Origin of the sequence: Pseudovibrio sp. JE062 (genome assembly GCF_000156235.1) — a bacterium.
GTDB lineage: Bacteria > Pseudomonadota > Alphaproteobacteria > Rhizobiales > Stappiaceae > Pseudovibrio.
The window spans coordinates 118,256-139,159 of record NZ_DS996811.1; the positions used below are offsets into that span (position 1 = coordinate 118,256).

General features: G+C 48.4%; 20 protein-coding genes. 13 read left to right on the forward strand and 7 right to left on the reverse strand.

From position 1 onward, the window contains the following. The first annotated feature begins 32 nt into the window (after positions 1-32). The 5 genes from pseB to PJE062_RS17430 are packed head-to-tail and all read left to right on the forward strand — an operon-like array spanning position 33 to position 5,193. On the forward strand, positions 33-1,034 hold the full coding sequence (gene pseB / locus PJE062_RS17410) for a UDP-N-acetylglucosamine 4,6-dehydratase (inverting) (protein WP_008550838.1): 1,002 nt from the start codon (positions 33-35) through the stop codon (positions 1,032-1,034). Further along, complete coding sequence (gene pseC, locus PJE062_RS17415; RefSeq protein ID WP_008551136.1) at positions 1,031-2,179, forward strand: UDP-4-amino-4,6-dideoxy-N-acetyl-beta-L-altrosamine transaminase; 1,149 nt, start codon at positions 1,031-1,033, stop codon at positions 2,177-2,179. Before pseB ends, pseC begins: the two co-directional genes overlap by 4 nt. Further along, complete coding sequence (locus PJE062_RS17420; RefSeq protein WP_008551139.1) at positions 2,179-3,078, forward strand: aldo/keto reductase; 900 nt, start codon at positions 2,179-2,181, stop codon at positions 3,076-3,078. Before pseC ends, PJE062_RS17420 begins: the two co-directional genes overlap by 1 nt. 44 nt (positions 3,079-3,122) lie before the next feature. Further along, positions 3,123-3,881: a cytidylyltransferase domain-containing protein gene (locus tag PJE062_RS17425; protein ID WP_008550853.1), complete on the forward strand. Its 759-nt coding sequence runs from the start codon at positions 3,123-3,125 to the stop codon at positions 3,879-3,881. 22 nt (positions 3,882-3,903) lie between these two features. Continuing rightward, entirely contained in the window at positions 3,904-5,193 is a 1,290-nt protein-coding gene (locus tag PJE062_RS17430; RefSeq protein ID WP_008551037.1) for an aminotransferase class III-fold pyridoxal phosphate-dependent enzyme, read from the forward strand. A gap of 46 nt (positions 5,194-5,239) precedes the next feature. On the opposite strand, the gene PJE062_RS17435 is transcribed toward PJE062_RS17430, so the two are convergent. The 3 genes from PJE062_RS17435 to PJE062_RS17445 all read right to left on the reverse strand — a co-directional run bounded on the left by PJE062_RS17435 (position 5,240) and on the right by PJE062_RS17445 (position 7,904). Beyond that, entirely contained in the window at positions 5,240-5,902 is a 663-nt protein-coding gene (locus PJE062_RS17435; RefSeq protein ID WP_008550802.1) for a class I SAM-dependent methyltransferase, read from the reverse strand. Between the two features lie 141 nt (positions 5,903-6,043). Then, positions 6,044-7,123, reverse strand: a complete 1,080-nt coding sequence (pseG, locus tag PJE062_RS17440; RefSeq protein ID WP_008550997.1) for a UDP-2,4-diacetamido-2,4,6-trideoxy-beta-L-altropyranose hydrolase — start codon at positions 7,121-7,123, stop codon at positions 6,044-6,046. A gap of 13 nt (positions 7,124-7,136) precedes the next feature. Next, complete coding sequence (locus PJE062_RS17445; RefSeq protein ID WP_008551032.1) at positions 7,137-7,904, reverse strand: hypothetical protein; 768 nt, start codon at positions 7,902-7,904, stop codon at positions 7,137-7,139. A 179-nt stretch (positions 7,905-8,083) separates the two neighbouring features. Here PJE062_RS17445 and PJE062_RS17450 point away from each other — a divergent pair, with 179 nt between their 5' ends. From PJE062_RS17450 to PJE062_RS17475, 6 genes are all read left to right on the forward strand, one after another. Next, complete coding sequence (locus PJE062_RS17450; protein WP_371256357.1) at positions 8,084-8,785, forward strand: glycosyltransferase family 2 protein; 702 nt, start codon at positions 8,084-8,086, stop codon at positions 8,783-8,785. Between the two features lie 40 nt (positions 8,786-8,825). Continuing rightward, positions 8,826-9,767: a glycosyltransferase family 2 protein gene (locus tag PJE062_RS17455; protein ID WP_198136878.1), complete on the forward strand. Its 942-nt coding sequence runs from the start codon at positions 8,826-8,828 to the stop codon at positions 9,765-9,767. A gap of 209 nt (positions 9,768-9,976) precedes the next feature. After that, complete coding sequence (locus PJE062_RS17460; RefSeq protein ID WP_037037522.1) at positions 9,977-10,492, forward strand: RNA polymerase sigma factor; 516 nt, start codon at positions 9,977-9,979, stop codon at positions 10,490-10,492. A 45-nt stretch (positions 10,493-10,537) separates the two neighbouring features. Further along, positions 10,538-11,539 carry a FecR family protein gene (locus PJE062_RS17465; RefSeq protein WP_008551053.1) on the forward strand — a complete coding sequence of 334 codons (1,002 nt, stop codon included), beginning with the start codon at positions 10,538-10,540 and terminating at the stop codon, positions 11,537-11,539. 108 nt (positions 11,540-11,647) lie between these two features. Next, positions 11,648-14,560 (forward strand): TonB-dependent receptor, encoded by a 2,913-nt coding sequence (locus PJE062_RS17470; RefSeq protein ID WP_008551122.1) that lies wholly within the window; start codon positions 11,648-11,650, stop codon positions 14,558-14,560. A gap of 57 nt (positions 14,561-14,617) precedes the next feature. Next, positions 14,618-15,718 (forward strand): cytochrome-c peroxidase, encoded by a 1,101-nt coding sequence (locus PJE062_RS17475; protein ID WP_008550867.1) that lies wholly within the window; start codon positions 14,618-14,620, stop codon positions 15,716-15,718. A gap of 50 nt (positions 15,719-15,768) precedes the next feature. Here the strand turns inward: PJE062_RS17475 and PJE062_RS17480 are convergent, their stop codons facing one another. Then, on the reverse strand, positions 15,769-17,277 hold the full coding sequence (locus PJE062_RS17480) for a malonyl-CoA synthase (protein ID WP_008551245.1): 1,509 nt from the start codon (positions 17,275-17,277) through the stop codon (positions 15,769-15,771). A 203-nt stretch (positions 17,278-17,480) separates the two neighbouring features. Here PJE062_RS17480 and PJE062_RS17485 point away from each other — a divergent pair, with 203 nt between their 5' ends. Continuing rightward, the gene (locus PJE062_RS17485; RefSeq protein ID WP_008551168.1) at positions 17,481-18,221 is read left to right on the forward strand and encodes a trans-aconitate 2-methyltransferase; all 741 of its coding nucleotides are present in this window, start codon (positions 17,481-17,483) and stop codon (positions 18,219-18,221) included. 70 nt (positions 18,222-18,291) lie between these two features. Continuing rightward, positions 18,292-18,801 carry a hypothetical protein gene (locus PJE062_RS26760; protein WP_208982377.1) on the forward strand — a complete coding sequence of 170 codons (510 nt, stop codon included), beginning with the start codon at positions 18,292-18,294 and terminating at the stop codon, positions 18,799-18,801. A 47-nt stretch (positions 18,802-18,848) separates the two neighbouring features. On the opposite strand, the gene PJE062_RS17495 is transcribed toward PJE062_RS26760, so the two are convergent. From PJE062_RS17495 to PJE062_RS17505, 3 genes are all read right to left on the reverse strand, one after another. Then, the gene (locus tag PJE062_RS17495; protein ID WP_008551255.1) at positions 18,849-19,463 is read right to left on the reverse strand and encodes a LysE family translocator; all 615 of its coding nucleotides are present in this window, start codon (positions 19,461-19,463) and stop codon (positions 18,849-18,851) included. An 84-nt stretch (positions 19,464-19,547) separates the two neighbouring features. Beyond that, on the reverse strand, positions 19,548-20,420 hold the full coding sequence (sigJ, locus tag PJE062_RS17500; RefSeq protein ID WP_037037527.1) for an RNA polymerase sigma factor SigJ: 873 nt from the start codon (positions 20,418-20,420) through the stop codon (positions 19,548-19,550). A gap of 2 nt (positions 20,421-20,422) precedes the next feature. Then, on the reverse strand, positions 20,423-20,854 hold the full coding sequence (locus PJE062_RS17505) for a carboxymuconolactone decarboxylase family protein (RefSeq protein ID WP_008550970.1): 432 nt from the start codon (positions 20,852-20,854) through the stop codon (positions 20,423-20,425). Positions 20,855-20,904: the final 50 nt, after the last annotated feature.

Consider the following 20,904-nt stretch of genomic DNA (forward strand, 5'->3'; position numbering starts at 1 on the left):
TCGCAGATTTAATCACTCAGAAAGGCGTAATAATGTTCAACGGTGCAAATGTGCTTATCACTGGCGGCACTGGATCCTTCGGTAGAAAATATACGCAGATTTTGCAGGAGCGTTTTTCTCCGAATAAGATCATTATTTATTCCCGGGACGAGTTGAAGCAATACGAGATGTCTCAGGATTATAATACTGAGTGCATGCGATACTTCATTGGCGATGTCCGCGACAGAGATCGCCTAACTCAAGCCATGAATGGCGTTGACTACGTTATCCATGCAGCCGCGCTTAAGCAGGTCCCTGCTGCAGAGTACAATCCGTTTGAATGCATCAAAACCAACATCCACGGTGCAGAAAATGTCATTCAGGCTGCTCTGGCAAATAACGTTAAGAAAGTAATTGCACTTTCTACTGATAAGGCAGCTAGCCCGATCAATTTGTATGGTGCGACAAAACTCTGTTCTGACAAGCTCTTTGTTTCTGCCAACAACATGGCAGGTGGCCGCGATACGCGTTTTGCTGTCGTGCGATATGGCAATGTTGTGGGCTCACGTGGTTCTGTTGTACCATTCTTCCAAAAGCTGATTGATGAAGGTGCAAGCGAACTTCCAATCACTCACGAAGATATGACGCGCTTCTGGATCACATTGCGCGAAGGCGTCGACTTCGTGCTGAAGAATTTTGAGCGTATGCAAGGCGGTGAAATCTTTATTCCGAAGATTCCATCCATTCGTATCACCGATTTGGCTAAGGCAATGGCACCTCAGCTCCCGGCTAAAATTATTGGAATTCGTCCTGGTGAAAAACTTCACGAAGTGATGTGCCCAGTTGATGATGCGCATCTTACGATCGAGTTTGATGATCACTTTGCGATTACACCGTCTATTCGTTTTCATGACGACAACATGGACTACAGCACCAACAAGCTTGGAGAAAAAGGTAAGTTCGTTGAAATGGGGCAGGAGTACGCATCTGGAACAAACCCTCATTTCTTGACACCAGATGAAATCATCGAAATGAACGAGCGAGCCAAAAAATGATCCCGTATGGTCGCCAGGATATATCTGAAGAAGACATAAAAGCTGTCGAACGTGTTTTGCGTTCGGACTTTTTGACACAAGGTCCAGCAATTCCAGCTTTTGAAAAAGCATTTTGTGATTACACAGGTGCTGACCATGCTGTTGCAGTTAACAGTGCGACGAGTGCGCTGCATATTGCATGCCTTGCTTTAGATCTCGGTCCCGGCGACCTACTTTGGACAGTTCCAAATACTTTTGTCGCATCAGCAAACTGTGCCTACTATTGCGGGGCAACAGCCGATTTTGTCGATATCGATCCTGATACTCGAAACATGGATGTTGGTGCGTTAGAAGCCAAACTGGAAGCAGCTGCGCAATCTGGAAACCTTCCCAAAATCGTTATTCCTGTTCATTTTGCGGGTCAATCCTGCGGTATGAAAGCAATCAATGAGCTGGCAAAACGCTATGGCTTTCGCGTCATAGAAGATGCTTCACACGCTGTCGGCGGGTCATACTTGGGCGACAAAGTTGGGAACTGCCAGTTCTCTGATGTCACAATTTTCAGTTTTCATCCAGTGAAGATCATCACCACGGGTGAAGGTGGTTTAGCCCTGACCAATGATCCAGAGTTAGCCAAACGCATGGCACTGTATCGCAGCCATGGCGTGACGCGCGATACCGCATTAATGGAAACAGCTGTCGCTGAGCCTTGGTACTATGAGCAAGTTGCTCTCGGGCTGAATTATCGAACAACAGACCTTCAGGCCGCACTGGGTCTTTCTCAAATGAGCCGGCTAGATGAGTTTACCTTAAAGAGGAATGAACTTGCAGACGCCTACGATACGCTTTTAAGTGGCCTCGCACTTGGCCTTCCGAAACGTTCTGAAAGTGCTTACTCGGCTTGGCACCTTTACACCGTACTTATTTCAGAACCAGCTGAGCGAGATGTTGTCTTCAACAAGATGCGAGAAAAAGGCATCGGGGTAAACGTGCACTATATCCCAGTGCATCTGCAGCCATTCTACAAAAAGCAAGGCTTCAAGGAAGGTATGTTCCCTGTTTCTGAAGCCCACGGTAGAAACGTGCTTACTTTGCCTCTGCATCCAAACTTGTCAGAAGCCCAGCAGAAATACATTGCAGAAACCCTTTCTGAGGCTTTGAGCTAATGGCTAAAGTCGCTCTCGGGACTGTTCAGTTTGGTTTAGACTACGGTATGACTAATAACGTTGGTAAGCCGGCTGTTGAATCCATCAAAGAGGTTTTGGAATTCGCTCAGCGTGAAAACATAACTTTGTTGGATACTGCCTATGCTTATGGTTCTGCAGAAAATGTGTTGGGGCACTTACTTCCGGGAAATGACTCATGGGCGAGAATCGCGACCAAGCTTCCCCCTCTGCTTGAAACCTCGGATGACACAGATTTAGCCTCTAAGGCGCGAGTTGCTTTTCACACTTCGCTGGATCGCTTGCAGCGTACAAAAGTTGCGAGCTTAATGGTTCATAGATCTTCAGACCTTCTATCTCCCCAAGGAGAACATGTTTGGGCTTTGATGAATGAACTCAAAGATGATGGTAAAGTTGGTTTAATTGGCGCATCTGTTTACTCTCCCCAAGAAGCAGAGGCTTTGCTAAGTAAGTACCCCATTGAAGTTATTCAACTTCCTGCCAATCTATACGACGGCCGATTTGACAAGTCTGGAATGCTAAACCAGCTCAAGGCAGCTGGAGTTGAAGTACACGTACGAAGCTTATATCTACAAGGTATCTTACTTACTCCTCCAAATGACTTGCCTCCGAGATTTGAAAAGTTGAAGGTGCAACACGAGCGCCTATATAGGCAATTTGCAAAAGACGGAGTATTGCCTGCCACTGCGTGTTTGGCTGCCTACTTAAATCACACAGATGTTGACTACATTGTTATTGGTTGCCAGAACAAGTGGCAAATTCAGCGTCTGGTGGAAAGTGTATCTGCTGCTGAAAGTATTGGTATGGATACATCTAAAGCGTTACGTTGCAACTTCACAATCGATGACGCCGCCATAATTAACCCCGCACTTTGGAACTAGCTTCGGCGGGACCGTGTTTCACTTCAGCAAGAAAAGTCAGTTCTGTGATCCTTGCAATTTTACAAGCCCGTTTATCTTCTAGCCGTTTGCCAGGTAAAGTCCTTAAGCCAATTTTGGGCAAACCGATGCTTATCCATCAGATCGAACGAATTAGAAGGTCGAAACTTATTGATGAACTCGTTGTGGCCACGAGTTGCGAAGAGAGCGATGATCAATTGGAACATTGCTTAAAGCAAGCAGGCTGCAAGGTCTATCGAGGTGATTTATCTGATGTTTTGTCACGATTTTGCGGAGCAGCCCAACAACTGCCTGAAGCAAGTACTATTGTCAGATTAACCGGGGACTGTCCGCTAACTGATTGGAACGTTCTAGACGCCGCGATTGCATATTTTAAAGCAAATAGTTTTGATTACGTTAGCAATGCAGACCCCGCAACCTGGCCTGATGGACTTGATGTCGAAGTAATGACTAGGTCTGCACTGTTTGATGCGGGCAAGCACGCAAAGCTCAAATCAGATCGTGAGCATGTTACGTCTTATATCCGTAACAATAAGCAACATTATCGGATAGGAACACTTCTTAATGACGAAGATTTATCTGCATTGAGGTGGACTGTAGATGAGCCTGAAGATTTTGCTTTTGTGACCAAGGTTTACGATCGACTCTATTCATCAAATCCGAATTTTGCGACTAAAGAAATTTTGGATTTAATCGCTGTCGAACCAGATTTGATCCAGAACTCTCATCTAAAACGAAATGAGGGTTATCTCAAATCTTTGGCAAATGACCGAAACGCTCCCTAAACACATACTTCTTGGATTGAAAATGTCTGATCGATATCATAACTCAGAACAACTTCTCGAGCGGGCCCTCAAGTCAATTCCGCTTGGTAGCCAAACCTTTTCCAAAAGCATAACTCAGTATCCTAAAGGGGTGTCTCCCTTCTTTATCGAACGAGCAAAGGGTTCTCAGTGTTGGGATATTGACGGTAATGCATACTTGGATTTTGTGAGTGCGCTATGTTGTGTGTCTCTTGGTTATGGAGATCCTGAGGTAGATCAAGCGATCAGGGACCAACTGGATAATGGAATCAGTTTCTCATTACCACATAGATTGGAATGCGAAGTAGCTGAACGTATTATAGATATGGTCCCGTGCGCGGAAAAGGTTCGTTTCGCAAAGAATGGGACTGATGCGACTTCGGGAGCCGTACGGTTAGCGCGCGCCTTTACCGGTCGTGTCCATATTGCCGTTTGTGGTTATCACGGCTGGCAAGACTGGTACATCTCAACCACTACTAAAAATCTAGGCATTCCAGAATCTACACGGAAGCTTACACATACATTTGACTATAACGACTTAGCTAGTCTGCAAGCGCTGTTTGATCAACAGCCGAAAGGCATAGCGGCTGTTGTAATGGAGCCAATGAATGTTGCGGAACCAGCTGAAGGATTTCTGGAAGGTGTAAAGTCACTTTGCGAGCGGAATGGCGCACTTTTGATCTTTGATGAAACAATTACTGGTTTCCGATTTGCAAAAGGTGGGGCGCAGGAACATTTTGGCGTTACACCAGATTTAGCCACCTTTGGTAAAGCCTTGGCAAATGGCATGCCCCTTTCTGCAGTCACCGGGCGCTCTGATGTCATGAATATGATGGAACACGTTTTTCTTTCCGGCACATTTGGTGGAGAAACCCTATCATTGGCTGCAAGTAAAGCTGTTCTTGATAAATTGCAACGTGAACCAGTAATAGAAACATTATACCAAACAGGCGCATCAATTCAAAAAGGTATAGTAGAGCTTGCTCGCAAGTACGAATGTGAGAACCTGATCTCGACTTCGGGAAAGCCTTGCTGGTCCTTCTTGAATCTGACCTCTTATAATGGCGTGTCTCCTTGGGAACTAAAAACACTGTTTTTGCAGGAAGTATTTAAACGAGGAGTTCTAACACTGGGCGCCCATAATGTTACTTACGCACACTCCAGCCAAGACATAGAGAAACTCCTGTCTGTATATGATGAGGTTTTTCCAATACTTAAAGACGCATGTGACCGAGGTAATGCTAATGAGTTTTTGCTCTGCGCACCACTGAAACCTCTATTTAAAGTTCGCTAGTATAGAAATGCAATGGGTCACTTCATATGAGAGGCCTGTTGTATTTTCAATCGACAAGAGGGAAACTGTCTTTTTCCTTATAGAGCAATGTCAAAGATACACGTTCATCTTGATCGATGTTAAAATTTTGACCTTGGTGTGAAAATGAGTACTTGTTTACGAGATAATACAATCCACTCGCCAAAAAGGGTTGGGCGTTATCACACTTGAAGCTTTTAACCCCGTTGAGATGGTGATACTTTTTTGAGTAATTCAGTCCAGGATCAAAGTCGAGAATAGATAAAAAGCTTCCCGGACTCAGTACTCTATCAACCTCAGAAATTGTTTTTAAGTAATCCTGTCGATCAACCAAATACAGAAAGAAACCCAAGTGAACAAAATCACAACTGTTGTCTTCTATAGGAAGTGCATCTGACACACCCTGTAGCACTTTGACATTTTCGTAATTCAGTTGTCCAAATTTTACAGCCTCTTCGCTTGGTTCGATGCCAATGCCTTTAGCATTTAAGGAGTGAGCTAAGTTACTCAAACGATTTCCTGCACCACATCCAATCTCAGCTATTGTTGTGATATCTGTTTTGAAGTCTTGAAGCCATTCAGACAGACTCGCAACAACCCTATCTTCATCATGGCAAATCAGCGCCTGGATGTTTCGTTTGAACCAGTTATCTGCTTCACCTTCAAGGAAGGCTTGTTTGTTGAGCGACATCCCGCCTCCAACCCTACGTAATCAATAAATACATAATATGTAATATTTCACATGCGTAAAATTTATGCAGGGTAACTTTAGGAGATGTCAAATGCAATTTTATGAAATGTTTGTTACCAGACCAATCCTTCCACTTTTGCTCTATTGAGCTTGGCACACCACTAGTTTTGATACACTTTCAGTTCCGTAACCGTCTACTAGGTTCGCTGCAACATCACTGGATTTTTGAAGATTCTCAGTTCTACTCAAATAGTGAAATGCTGCTGTAAACTCAGAGACATCAAGTTTTGATACTAGCTTAGCGACACCCATTTCATCTATTATTCTGGATAGTGTTTCCTGATTATCAGCAAGGCTGAAGATGATGCTAGGAACTCCCAGACAAGCTCGTTCCCAAGATGTGCTGCCTGCTGCGCCGATGCAAAGGTCAGCAGCACTCATGAGTTCGGCCATATTCTCTACATTTTGAAGAACGGTAACATCAAGAGTTATAGCCTGTTTCTTCACCGCGTCAGCATGTACAGCGCTTGCACCCAACACAACAGTCACGTTGAGTTTTGAAAACTCTGGCAATGCGTATAAGCAATCCAACAACCAGCCTGAAACATTGTCTTTATCAGCGCCACCCATGGTGATGAGGATATTTTTCAACTCAGGATTTTTTCTGCGCGCAAGGCTAGCTGGTCGTGCGGTGGCAAACTCAGGACGGAGAAGTGCAAACCTTGGGCCTGTCAGTATCCTGCAGGTCTCTGGTACTAACTGTTTATAGGTTTCTTGCTCTCGGCCTACATTTTGATCAAGCAAAACATCAGCAACATGAGCCCGATCAAAAAGATCATCAATTACAAGCAGTTTACAGGCTTCAGGCAGTACCTGCTGTTCCCAGCGGGCATCAAGTGCATAGTGATCTAACACAATCCAGTCTGGTTGAAACTGATTGGTTACACGTTGCGTATCGACGGCATCGACCTCCCACGCGGTTCCCAACCAGGAAGCGTGAGATACATCATCCTGTCTTTGTTGAAAGGGTACTCCAACAGGCAAATGAGTAAGAGAATGGCCTTTTTTCTCAACCAACTCTGCAAGTGATTGAGGGATAAACCGGCAGATGAAATGGCATCTGGCACCTTCATTTTGAAGTGCATCAGCTAGAGTAAGGCATCTCATGATGTGCCCGGTTCCAATCTCAGCAGATGCATCTGCTCTGAATGCGACCCTCATCCTACTTTATCCTTCACACATCATAACCATATTTTCTGAGTATCCGATGCCAGCGTTTTCGGATGGAGCGTTTTAGGCGGGAGGTGATGGTGTTGGCGCGTTTGGGCTGGTAGGGGTCGTCCACATGAGCACCACCGCCAATGTGATGGCAGGCACCAGGGTCCAGAAATGCAACCATCCAGCCATCCTTTTTCATGATCATGGAAATGCGTTCTTCTGTGCCATATTGCTCATAAGGGCCATAGGTGTCCCACAACTCCTTGCGCACCAGACCTGGGTTGAAGGAAAAGCTCAGCCATTCCGGGTGAATGTCCACTGGCATCACTGCGTATTTGACACCGTCCACTTCCTTGCGGATGCAGTTGTCCTGAAACCTTTGCTGCAAATCGGAGAGTTTGCGCACACAAACAACGCTGACTTTGGGTTCAGCTGCCATTACCGCCTTACACGCTGCAATGGTGCTGCCAGCTTCAAACAGCCAGTCATCCTCACCATGGAAGATAAAAGGTGTGCTCACATGCGCGTACATCTTGTCGATGGACTTCATCTGTCCGAGCTGTGGCTGGTTCAGCAGAACTTCGGTATCCGGATAGTTCTCAGCAACCCAGCTTTGAATTTCTGCGGTGTTGGCATCATCAATAATGATGGATTTTGCAAACTCTGACTGATGGTCCGGCAGGAAGCTGTCCAGCGTGCGCGAGAGAAGATCAAGCCGGCCACAACTGGTGATGCAGGACGTGACATCCTTCTCGGCGCCTGCCGCGTTATTTGCTTGTTTCAAGTCCTGTTTCCTTTTTTGCCGCACTCATACCATATGCAGCAGGCTTGATTAAATCCACGTGACCCCTTAATTACAGCTCAAGCGTAACTGGTAAATATGGCCCCGCAAATGTCACAGCAATTGCCACCGATTTCTATCTAATCCGCAGCTTCAATGAAGCTGATCGTATTGGAAGAACACTGGAAAGTGTCAAAGAGCTTGGGCAGGAAATCATTGTGATTGATTCCGGCTCCACCGATGACACCGTAGCCATTGCAAAATCTCATGGAGCCAAGGTGGTTTACAACCCATGGAAAGGGTTTGGCCCGCAGCGCAGCTTTGGAGAAACCCAGTGCGCCTTTGACTGGGTGTTTTACATTGACGCCGATGAGGTCGTGACCCCGGAACTCAGACAAGAACTGACACAGATGTTTGCTGCTGGCGAACCGGATTGCGCTTGCTATCTTGTGCGCAACACCATGGTGTTGCCGGGAGATCAGAAACCGCGGCTTTTTGCCGATTTCCGCAAGGTACCCCGGCTTTACAATCTCAAGCATGCCCGCATCAAGCTGGACCCGTCCTATGACCGTATGCAGCTGGATGACGGTTACAAGATGGGCATCCTGCGTAATCGCCAGTACCACTACTCGTTCCGCACCTGGGCCCATGCGCTGAGCAAACTGAACTACACTTCTGAGCTGGCGGCTGAGACCCAGAAGCAGAAGCCGGCCTGGTTGCTGCGCCTGCGGCTGGTGACCGAGCTGCCGGTGGAAATGTTCAAGTACCTGTTCGTGCGCCGCTTCATCTTTGCCGGATGGAAGGGCTTTGCCTTCGCCGCAACCCAATCCTTCTCCCGCTTCTCACGCATCCTGAAAATGCTCGAAAAGCAGCAGAGCACCTAAATTCATTTATATTTTCATGCCATTAGATTGGATTTAATGCTTGTCTAAGCCCCAAACACTCGTAATCGCGGTTTGCACAAGAGCACGCCAAAACATGCTTCTTGACTGTATGGGGTCAATCAGACAGCTGACTCCACATCCACTCTTCGATGTATCAGTTGTTATTTGCGATAATAATAGCGAGCCGATGCCAACGGAAGACTTGGATGCAGCGAAAGCTGCCGCCGGGCAGCCTGTAACTTACGTCCATGAAGCAAAAGCCGGAATACCGCTAGCTCGAAATGCCGCTCTCCAGACTGCGCGCCAACAGAATCCTGAGTGGATTGCATTTATCGATGATGATGAGATTTTGGACCCGATCTGGTTAGCCGAAATGGCACAAGCGATAAGCACCTGGCCTGCTGAGATTTACCACGGCTGGACACAATCGACACCAGCAGATCCAAATGGTCCTTGGTCCTTCCACCAGCCCAGAAACAAGCGCCCCGCTGGTACAACTATGGATACCGCAGGAACGGACAATGTTCTGTTCTCAACCAAGGCTGTTGAAGGCCTGATGTTCGATGAGGCTTTGCGCTTCAGCGGCGGAGAAGATCTCGATTTTTTTTACCGGGCAACAGACCGAAACGCGAAAATCATCTGGGTGCCAACCGCAATTGCCCGGGAGGTTACTCCCCTTTCACGCCTGACCTTCCAGTATCAGGTTCGTAGAGCATATTCCGTAGCCAGCGTGCAAGCGTACTTATCGCGCAAAAGGTTAGGCGCTCAAAAGGCCATTCAAAAGTCGCTTCCCAAAGCGATCGGCCGTTTCTTCGGCGGCATTGCTGGTGGCATTGGATCTGGCTTCCTTTTCCTGATTAACCAGAAGAAAGGACGGAAACTGTTGCTCTCTTCAGCAAAGAAAATTGCATCTGCGATTGGACTTGTGCGCGGCACGAATATGAATCTGGGGCAGATCTATCAGAAGATTGATGGCTCCTAGAGTACTCGCTTCAAGCATAGAGAAGCGTGAGCTAAGTGCTCTTGGAGAGTATTTCACTGAAGCCAAAATTTCGCTCGCCTAATATTGAGGGAATTTCCGTAATTGGTGTGCTGTAGGGGACTTCCCTGAGGTTGGTGTTGTGTTATACAGCGTTCAATCCTTTAGCCGACGCCCGAGGAGCAAACTTAGTTTTCTTCGGGTAGTTAAAGATGTCGCCGACCTTAGCTTCGATCTTTATGAACGAGCGCCGCTCGTTGATTGGCAGTATTTTGCGGATTGTGAAGGATCCCGGCATTGCTGAAGATCTTTCTCAGGAAGCCTATCTCCGGGCGCAAAGAACTTCAGAATCTCAGCAGATCAGCCATGTTGAAGGCTTTTTGCATCAGACTGCCCGAAATCTTGCATTAGACCATCTGCGCCGAAGCAAAACACGCCAAACCTATGAGATGGACAGCGGTACGCCAGAAGCTTTGGATAGCTTTCCTGCAGACGTCTACTCCCTGGAAAATGCTCTGATAGAACGTGAGCGATTTCGGGAGTTCCGCAGCGCGCTTTCCTGTCTTCCTTCACGGGCACAAACGGTCATCGTTTTAAGCCGTATCGAAGAATGGCCAAATCACAGAATTGCCAAGCATTTAGATGTGTCTGAGCGAACCGTGTTCAACGATCTGAAGTTGGCTATGGCTCATTGCCGGGATGCACTCCATCGGCTTGAGCAGAAATAAAATCCTTACCGAACCCAAAACAATAATTATTTCAAGCTGTTTCTAATGAGCTCATTTCAAGACAACATTGCCAAAGACGACCAGGAAGCCAGAATTTTCAGTCACCCTGACCCCATTGCTGATGAAGCACTGAATTGGTTCCTAAAGCTTCAAGAAGATACCTCTGATGAGCAACGGAAACAGTTCTCAGCATGGTTCAACACCAGTGAGCAGCATCAACAAGAGTTCGCCAGACTGGAAGAGATCTGGGGAGCATCAGCCTTTAGGAAGGCGGTGGGGGAGTTGAAGACTGTTTCAGCTCATCCTCCAGCGACTAAAACCCATCCGCAGAAGACTTTCCGAAAGCTGACTGGAGTAGCAGCCGCTTTCGCTTTAATGATCGGAGCGACACAATTTTCTGATTGGTGGATCTATTTGCAGGCTGATTACACGACTCAATCTGCAGAAATGCGGCAGATTTCTCTACCGGATGGCTCTTCTATGCTCATGAACAGCGAAACGGCTGTTGCGCTGGATTTTGAAGGATCGCAGCGCCACGTTCACATTCTTCGCGGAGAAGCCTATTTTGATGTCTTGCATGATGCTCAAAGACCGTTTCAGGTCACCGGTGGTTTTGGAGAAGTAACAGTTCTCGGCACCGCCTTTTCGGTGCTGGCAAGCAGGACTGAAGACCGAGTGGTGTTGGAGAGGGGACGTGTGGAACTCACCCGGGCAAATGATGCTGAGACAGCCAGAGAGCTGAAGCCGGGGGAGCTGAGCCGCATCTCCAAAATTGGGATTGAAGAGAGCAAAAAGATTAATCCAGCTGAAGTTCTTGCCTGGCGGGAGGGGCGGCTGGTGCTTGAGGATGTGCCCCTTTCAAAGGCAGTTGAAGAAATTGAACGTTACTATAGCAGCTCCATTTTCATCACCTCGTCTGCTCTTCGCGACATACGGGTAAGTGGTTACTTTAAAACAGATAATTTGATTGAAGCCATTGAGACACTCGCCCTCGCGACAGGGGCCGATCTCTATCAGTTGCCTACTGGAATCTATTTTATGAATTAAATACTCAACTTTTTTTTGCCGGATTGGAATGTTTCAAACGTCGTTCTTTTTAGATGGCGATATTTGAAGCATCGCTGAGTGAACTGCACGGCAAAAAGTTGGGACAATATGCACTTGCTCGCTGATATTCTGGGAAAGAAAAATACCCAGAGATTAAACGGAAACTCTGTTTCACATCTTCTGGTTACAGCTCTTTTGGGTTGCTCTGCGCTTACGACGGGTTCAGTCGTTTTCAACCAACATGTTGCGGTAATCGCTCAAGAACAGTCTGTTTCATTTTCGATCAGCGCACAGCCGCTTTCCTCAGCGATCAGAGAGTTCATCGCAACGACCGGCTGGCAGATCAGTTACTCCAGTGATGCGGTTGCTGGCAAACGTTCTTCTGGCGTCTCTGGAAACATGTCACCAGAAGCTGCTCTGAGAAAGCTCATTAGTGGAACCGGCTTACAGCTTCGCAAGCGCTCATCCACCTCCGTCGCACTGCTCCCTTTCGGAAGCAAAGCAGATGCCTCAGCTGACAGCGAGTTACTGGATGAGGTTGTCGTTTATGCCAACACCAATCCTTCCAATACAGAGAGCTTATTCGGTGACGGAGACCCTCGCGCCATCGGCAAAACAACAATCAGTCGCAGCCTTATTGAAACCGGAGGAGATGCAGGCGGCGATATCAACTCCCAGCTCAAGACACTTCCGAATGTTCAGTGGCAAAATCATACGAGCACTGACGCAGGCGATAATGCGACAAATGAGCAAGATTTACGTCCTGGTCAGTATTCCATTTCGGGTGCTGACGTTAATGAAAATCTTTTCATCTTAGATGGCATTGGAATTACCAGTCGCGGTGCTGGTTATGACAGCGAGTATAAGCCACTTCAAGATAGAAGCAACATTCAGCATAAAACCTTTGATGGGCTGCACTCTCAAACAGTTTACGTTCCTGACACAATTGTAGACAGCTTAACTGTTCAAGACAGCAATGTTTCCGCGAGACATGGCGGGTTCCAAGGCGGTGTCGTAGAAGTCAAAACCATCGAGCCAACTATGGATCGCTGGTCAGGTTTTGCGTCAATCGAGGGCTCCGGAGACTCTCTTGCAAAATTCAACATCGCGACAAAAAATGGTGACAATCCTCTGGGTCGTGACCCCTATAAATTTTTACGGCTCAATGGGTCGATCGGACTAAGCGGGCCCATTTCTGAAGGGATTGCATTTCTTTCCAGTATCTCAAATAACTATTCGCATACATCTCGCAAACGAGCACCGCAGTTTGTGGACCAGAAAGAAGTAGAGACGGCAACTCATGCGGCAACTTTACTTAACAAGCTAAAGATTGAGCGAGATTGGGGCGTTTTAAGTCTCTCGAACACAACGACCTTTTATAACCAGAACTTCGAGTCCGATAAGATCCTGATGGACAATCCTCAGGAGATAATTGGGGACGGGACATCAACCAAACTTCAACTTCAACGTGAATTAGATGATGTTGGCGCCTTCTCCAATATTTCATTAGATACTGATGTATTCCTAAATACATCAAAAAAAGGCTCTATACATGATGGAGATGTGTTCTGGTCGGTTTACTCAAGAATTAGATCTGGCGATTTTCAGGAAGAACTTTCGGATAAATGTATAGACGTAAAGAGTGCGACAAGCAGCCCTTGCAATGAAGGCGGATTTGGAGAGAAGACACAAAGTGAGATTGTAGCTGGTGGTAAGTTCTCGCTAGAAGCTGATTGGAAGCAGCACAGACTCAGCTTTGGCGGAGGCTACCAACGCATCTTCGCACGCAGAGAGCAAGCAAGAGATCTAAATCATTATTCTGCAGTAAAAGATGGTATACATACATGTGTCAGTGATGATGACCCTTTGTGTTACGTAGATGGGGTTTATGCCAATAATCATACCACATACTTTGCTTACGAAACTAATGTAGCTTTAACAGAACTAAACCTTTGGGCAGAAGCAGAATTCAACTGGGGAGATGTTCAGATAATCCCAGGTGTTCGCATTGATCACGAAAGTTACCTACAAAATACAAACCTTGCTCCACGTCTTGCGGGATCCTGGACTGTAAATGACCGATTGACATTCACAGCCGGTTTCAATCGATACTACGATGACACGATGCTCGCCTACGCCTTGAAATCCGGACAGCCTGGAAACCTTATTCAGACCAGAAAAATTGAAGATGGGCAGATTTCTAACGAAGTCGGAGCCGACGGAGGTTGGACTTCAGGTAGACAAATCAAGTATGATTATTCGGCTTATGACCTAAAAACACCATACAATGACGAATACACTGTGGGAGCAAGTATCACTGATCCATTCCTAAACGGGACGTTCAGAACCAAATATCTGCAGCGTAAAGGACGTGATCGTTTTTCCTTGCGCGCTGACTCGACAAGTCTAAATAAGATACTTTCCAACGACGGCTCCAGCAAATATGAAAGTATTTCTGTAGAATATGCAAAATCGTGGAGTGAGTTGGACCTTGGCCTACTCAATAGTGTTGGCTTTAAGGTGAGCGCTTCTTGGGCAAAAAGACATACCACAAACGTAAATTACTTTAGTGAAGCTGTTGAAGATAAATATATATACTACAACGGCAAATCCTATACAGAAGCAGGATTTGATGGTGTGCGGGGTAATCTTGACATTCCAATTCGAGGTGGATTGAGACTGCAAGCAGGTATGCTTGAGGAGCGTTTTAATCTTTGGGCGTCTGCTAATTTCACTCTTCCATATGACGGCGTGAAATATGCAGGAAGCTCTGAGACATTCGACGCTGTAGATGGCTCAGGCCCCCAAAAGCACAAGATTTACGAAGATCACCACTATGACTTTACAACCTATGTAAATGCTGGCGCTTCTTTCCAGCTCGCAAAGACCAAGTATGGTGAAACCGTTATAACGGCTAAAATAGACAACGTATTTAACGAAGTCGGTCATGCGACAGCCACTGAATCTAACCCCTTCAAAAAGGGCCGTCAGTTCTGGTTGGGGTTGAAGACGAGCTTCTAAGGGCTGGGGCCGGGGAGCTGGCCCTTTTCTTTTTCATGACAATAAAAGCAAAGTAACATGCTTAAGAAGATCACTGTTTCCAGGGTGGCTGCTGCGGTTTCTGCAGCGGTGCTCTTGTTGCCTGCAGCGGGTGCTGTTTTCGCGCAAACTTCTGCAGGTGAGCCGCTTCGTGCCATCTATCAAAAGCCGGTGTCGGAATGGCCTGCACCAACTGTCGATGAAGGTGTTGAGTGGAGCGAGATGGCTCCGCTTCGACTGCCCAGGAGGCCTGAAAAAGGCTCGAAAGAGCATCTGATTGCTGCGCTTGGTGCAAAGCTGTTTGATGATCCAATCCTTTCCAAGAGCGGGCAGATTTCCTGTCAGAGTTGCCACAACAGGGAACTTGGATGGGCGGATGGCGTCAAAACCTCGTTTGGTCATGATCGCCAAAGGGGCAACCGAAATGCACCGGCGGTGATTACTGCCGTTCACCGCCCTTCCCTCTTTTGGGATGGCCGCGCTGCAACGCTGGAGGAGCAGGCACTCGGGCCAATTGAAAACCCGATTGAGATGGCAGCAGAGCTTGATAAAGTTCTTGAGCGGCTGAACACCCATGATGTCTATCCCGAGATGTTCTTTGATGCCTTTGCAGCCAACCAAATCTCAGCGGATCTTCTGGCAACAGCACTAGCCTCTTTTGAACGCGGGTTAGAGCGGAAAACACGGCTGGATCTGTTTATGGAAGGTCGCCACAGTGTTTTGAGCGACAGCCAGATCCGCGGCCTGCATCTGTTTCGCACCAAAGCCCGCTGCATGAACTGCCACAACGGGCCAGCTCTTACAGACGGCAAGTTCCATAATCTCGGCCTGACCTATTTCGGAAAGCCCCTGGAAGATTTGGGGCGTTATCAGGTCACCAATGATCCGAAGGATGTTGGTGCCTTTGCAACACCGAGCCTGCGCCATATCCGTAACAGCGCACCTTACATGCACAACGGCGTCATCTCCTCACTGCGCAAAGTGGTGTTGCTCTATAACTTCGGTGGTGGTCGCGAACGTCCACGCACCAAGAAAGAAGCATCTGATCCACTGTTTCCCAAACATTCCAAGCTGTTGCAGCCATTGAAACTGAACAGGACCGAGATTGAGGATCTGGTGAATTTTCTTGAGGCTCTTTGAACCGCAGTTGAACAGTGTTGAGCGGCGATAAAGTACGCCACTCAATCCACCTACACCGGCTCGCTAAACCGCTCCCTCAGAACGTTCTTTTGGACTTTGCCCATGGTGTTGCGGGGGAGTTCGTTTACCACTAGCAGCTTTTGGGGGTGTTTGAAGCGGGCGAGGTGGTCTTTGACGGTTGTCATGATCGCGTCCAGATCAGGTATCTGGCCTTTTTCGGCGACGAGAATGCCCAATGGGGCTTCGCCGAAGTCTGCGTGAGGCACGCCAATCACTGCGCTTTCCAGAACGCCGGGTTGCTCATCTAGCAGGAGTTCGATTTCTTTCGGGTAGATGTTGTAACCGCCTGAGATGATGAGGTCTTTGTTGCGGCCAACAATATGGACGTAGCCATGCTCATCCACCTTGCCCATGTCACCAGTGATGAAGAAGCCATCCTTCCGCAGTTCTGCGGCGGTTTTCTCCGGCATCTGCCAGTAGCCTTTGAAGACGTTTCTTCCGCGCACTTCGATGACCCCGATAGCGCCCTGCTCCAACTCAGTGCCGCTTTCGGGATCAGTGATCTTCAACTCCACACCCGGCAGAGGGAACCCCACTGTGCCTGCCCGCCGTTCCCCATCATAGGGGTTGGAGGTGCTCATGTTGGTCTCGGTCATGCCATAACGTTCGAGAATGCGATGATTGGTGCGGTCTTCAAACTGGCGATGGGTTTCCGCCAACAAAGGCGCACTGCCGGAGGTGAAAAGTCGCATGTGGCCTGTCAGATCTTTGGTGAAGCGTTCATCTCCAAGCAACCGGGTGTAGAACGTTGGCACACCCATCATAGAGGTCGCATCCGGCAGCTTTTCGATGATCGTATCCAGATTGAACTTGGGCAGGAAAATCATGGAGCCACCAACGGCAAGGATCACATTGGTCGCGACAAACAGGCCGTGTGTATGGAAAATCGGTAGCGCATGCAGCAGTACATCTTCCTCAGAAAAGCGCCAGTACTCAACAAGAGTATCTGCGTTGGAAAGCAAGTTATCTTGCGTCAGCATGGCCCCTTTAGAACGACCCGTGGTGCCTGAGGTGTAGAGGAAGGCGGCGAGATCCTGAAGGTCTCGGTCTACTGTGTCAAATGCTGTCGGTTGGCTATTGGCTTCATCCATCAACGTGCCGGTGCCATCTGCGTTGAGCGTGCGTAGGACCACACCTAGCTCATCAGCAAGTACCTGTAGTTTCTCCGCTTTAGCCCCATCACAGACAACCACCGATGCACCGCTGTTATCGAGGAAGTAGGAAAGTTCTTCAACGGTGTAGGCGATATTCAACGGCAGAAAGATCAGGCCAGCCTGAACGCAAGCGGCATAAAGCGCCAGCGCTTGCGGTGTCTTTTCCGTTTGCATGGCCACGCGATCACCCGGCTGCAAACCATGCTTCACGAGCGCATGGGCAAGCTGCGCTGTCATTTCAAGAAAATGTGCGTATGAGATGGTTGTTCCATCAGGCAAATACAGGAAAGGCTTGGTTTTGGATGCATGGATGCCGAACAAACGATCATAAAGCGGGTTCGCCATGTAAGTGCCTTTCTCTGCTGTCGCGAGCCAAGCGGTGGGCCAAAGTCGCACGCTGGAACTGATTCATCCAGATAAGAGTAATGCGATCCTACAGCCCTGAACAGTTGGCACTCCGTCGAGATAGGGTCTGCTCTACCCCCATTTGTCTTGGTGCGGATCTGCGCCTATGCTGCTGGCATTCTCTGAGAAAGCTTTTTTTAAAAATGAATACACGCAATATCTTCACGGACCCTGCTGTCGCGCAGTTTTATGAACTGACACCCCGCGACCGACAGGACCATATGTTCTGTAAATCACTTGCTCGCAACGCCAGGTCTGTCCTTGATCTGGGCTGTGGCACTGGAGAGCTCACCGTACAGCTGGTGAAGGGGCGCCGCGTTGTTGGGCTCGATCCAGCCGGAGCAATGCTGGATATCGCCCGCACTCGTCCCGGTGGAGAGCAGGTGACATGGGTAGAAGGTGACGCCCGCTCGTTTGATCTGGGAGAGACCTTTGATCTTATCTGCCTGACGGGACATTCCTTCCAATTTTTCCTGACTAAAGAAGACCAGCGCGCAGCGCTATCCTGCATTGCAAAGCACCTGAGCCCAACAGGTCAGTTTGTCTTCGACACCCGCAATCCAGACTTTCCGGGCAGGAAGACCCGCAGCAAACAAGAAACGCTATCTCAGTCCATGCATTCGAAACTAGGGCCTATCGAGAGCTGGAACATCTCGGAGTATGATGAGGCAGAACAGATCCTCAGCTTTATCAATGCTTACAAGTCACTGGAGACAGGAGAGATTTTCAGCGCCCCCTCCCAACTCAAATACACCTCACAAAAGAAACTGGCGCAGTTGATGGCTGACACGGGTTTGCAAGTCACAGACTGGCTGGGGGAATGGACTGGAGAGCCCTATCACCCGTTATCGCGTGAGATTATCCCCGTTGGCGGGAAGGCTTAGGTTCTTAAAAACTCACACTCTGGTTCGTAAATCGTCCTCCTTTCTGCAAACAACCAAAAATGAGGACATAATGAAAAGCAAAAAACATCTCACATTTAGTCTATGCGCTTTTATAGCAGCTAGTGCATTCTTCACACAGCCCGCTACGAGTGAAGCAATCTATCGTGGATTACTAGAGGGTGGACACGGTGTCTTGGACCTCAGAGAAAATCGCTTTAATTTCGGAGGAGGAGGCCTCTCTTTCAACAAAGACATGGCACAGATCATGGCAGCACCACAGAATTTCAACTGTGCACTGATGTTGGATACTACCAATCCAATCCCAGTTGTTGGCAATCAATCCGCGATTAATCAATTCCCAGGATTTGACGCGACTTTTGATCAAAACCCACCGGCAATCCCTCAGGGTCATGTCAGCGTAAATGATAATCCAGCAGTTGCAAATCCAGCACGGGCATTCGCAAACCAAATTGCCGATATTGCACGTAACAATCCCGCTACTTTCAATGATGACCACATCGTAGGTGTCCATCTTACAGATGATGAATGTCGCGATAAACCAAAATGGCTTAACCAGTAAATCGTACGCAAGCTAGCTCTACTTCTGCAATAAGCGGAAGTGGAGCCTCACCGCTCAAACCGTGCCAACGCGAGGCCGATGCCGGAACCGATGAAGAGTGTGCCGGTGAGCTTGTGGCGCAGGTGGCCAATGCTTTTGAAGAGCGGTGTTGCAGAGCGGGCGAGAGCGGCCCAACACAGGTCTCCGCCAAAGATAACAAGCAGATAGATCAGTGCAGGCTGAGCCAATGCGTAGGTTGCGCTCTGGTTGCTGACGAACTGAGGCAGAAAGGCTGCGCTGAAGACAAGTGTCTTCGGGTTGATCATAGCAAGCAACATGCCCTGCCAGAAGAGACTGCGCAAAGGTGTTGCGCTGGCTTGCGCGTTCTCCAGCATATCCGACCGTTCTCGCCATGATTTGATGCCAAGATAGATCAGGTAAGCCGCACCAGCCCATTTCACCCACAAGGAGGCATCTGCCACAAACGTCAATAGAGCCGTAAATCCAAGCACGACAATGCTAAGCTGAATGGCAACGCCGAGGGTTGTTCCAAGAACAGTCACAGCGCCAAAGCGGAACCCATGGCTGATGGTATTGGCAGCAATGAGCGCAACATTGGGACCTGGAATGGCCACCAGAGCAGCTGTTGCAATCACAAGCGCAAATATCATCTCAACTGACATGAGTTCCCCTCCCAAACATCAGCGGGCAGTTTGGAAGGTTCTCGCAATGAATGCAAGGCGGGCTTTAGGTGACCTGCCCTTGCCTCACTGAACCGCAGAAAGTTTATCTGGATTGCGCTGCGCGTAGATGGCGTTGACCTTCATCTCCTCATCATAGCCAAAGGTGAAGGTTGTGACGATGCCGCCGCCATCGACTGTCACCAGAGACAGACACGCATTGAGTTCTTCCACCCAGGCTCTTCCGCTGCTTGCCGCTGGCGAGATGGCCTTGTCGATAAAGCCAAGCACCTGCTCCAGCCCCACAAGTGGTTTTGGAATAGCATTGACCTTGCCACCACCATCAGACAGGAGAGCTACATCAGCAGCCAGCAATTGAGACAGCTGAGAGGTCTCGCCTGTTTCCAGCGCGGATTGGAATGCATGAACCATCTCGCGCTGTTTTTCGGCAGGTGCAACAAACCGCTGAGATTTTTGCTGGATGTTGGCTTTGGCCCGCGAAACCAGCTTACGGCAACTGGCAGGGGTCACTTCCAGGATCTCAGCAACTTCCTCATAACTGGAGGAGAACACCTCACGCAGCAGAAAGGCAGCGCGCTCTTTTGGGGCGAGCCGTTCCATCACCAGCAGGAACGCCATGGTGAGGCTCTCTGAGAGCTCCACCCGATCCTCGGGCGTGTCCTGTGTTGTGGTGTGCAAAGGCTCCGGCAGCCACATACCAACGTAATTTTCGCGTTTTTTACGCGCTGTTTTGAGTTGATCGAGGGCCTTGCGTGTGCAAACTGTGGTAAGCCATGCCTCCGCATTAGAAATGTCATCATGACTGGCGGACAACCAACTGAGATAGGTCTCCTGCACCACGTCTTCGGCTTCTGCCGTGGAACCTAATAAGCGGTAAGCCAGCCCCATCAGCATGGGTCTGGCCTTCTCAAATGCACAAAGTGATTTATCTGATGTCATGATCAATGGTTCGATATTGCAATCCGGTTCCAAAGGTTGATCATGCCAACCATGGCCGTCATCGTGGAAATTTCCTGATCACTGTAATGCTTTTTCAGCTCCTGGCGAAGACGTGGAAGCTGATCTTCTTTGTTAAGTTCTGTCAGAGCTTCGGTCCATTCAAACGCCAGCTTCTCTTTTTCAGAAAAATCATCACTATGACGCCAGATGATGAGATGATCCAGACGGTGATTGGTTTCGCCCGCCTTGCGCGCATCGCGAGTGTGCATCTTCACCCAGAACCCGCAACCGTTGATCTGAGATGCCCGCAGCAGAATGAGGTGATGCAGCTTTTCATCAAAACCTGTTGCAGCGATAACCTCTTCCAAGCCCTGAAGGGCTGCCATAATCTGCGCACCGCTCTCATAGTGATTGATGGTGGTGTGAACGTTCATCGTCATCTCCAGTGATTGTTTTGTTGCGTTCACTGGTTCGACGAGACAGC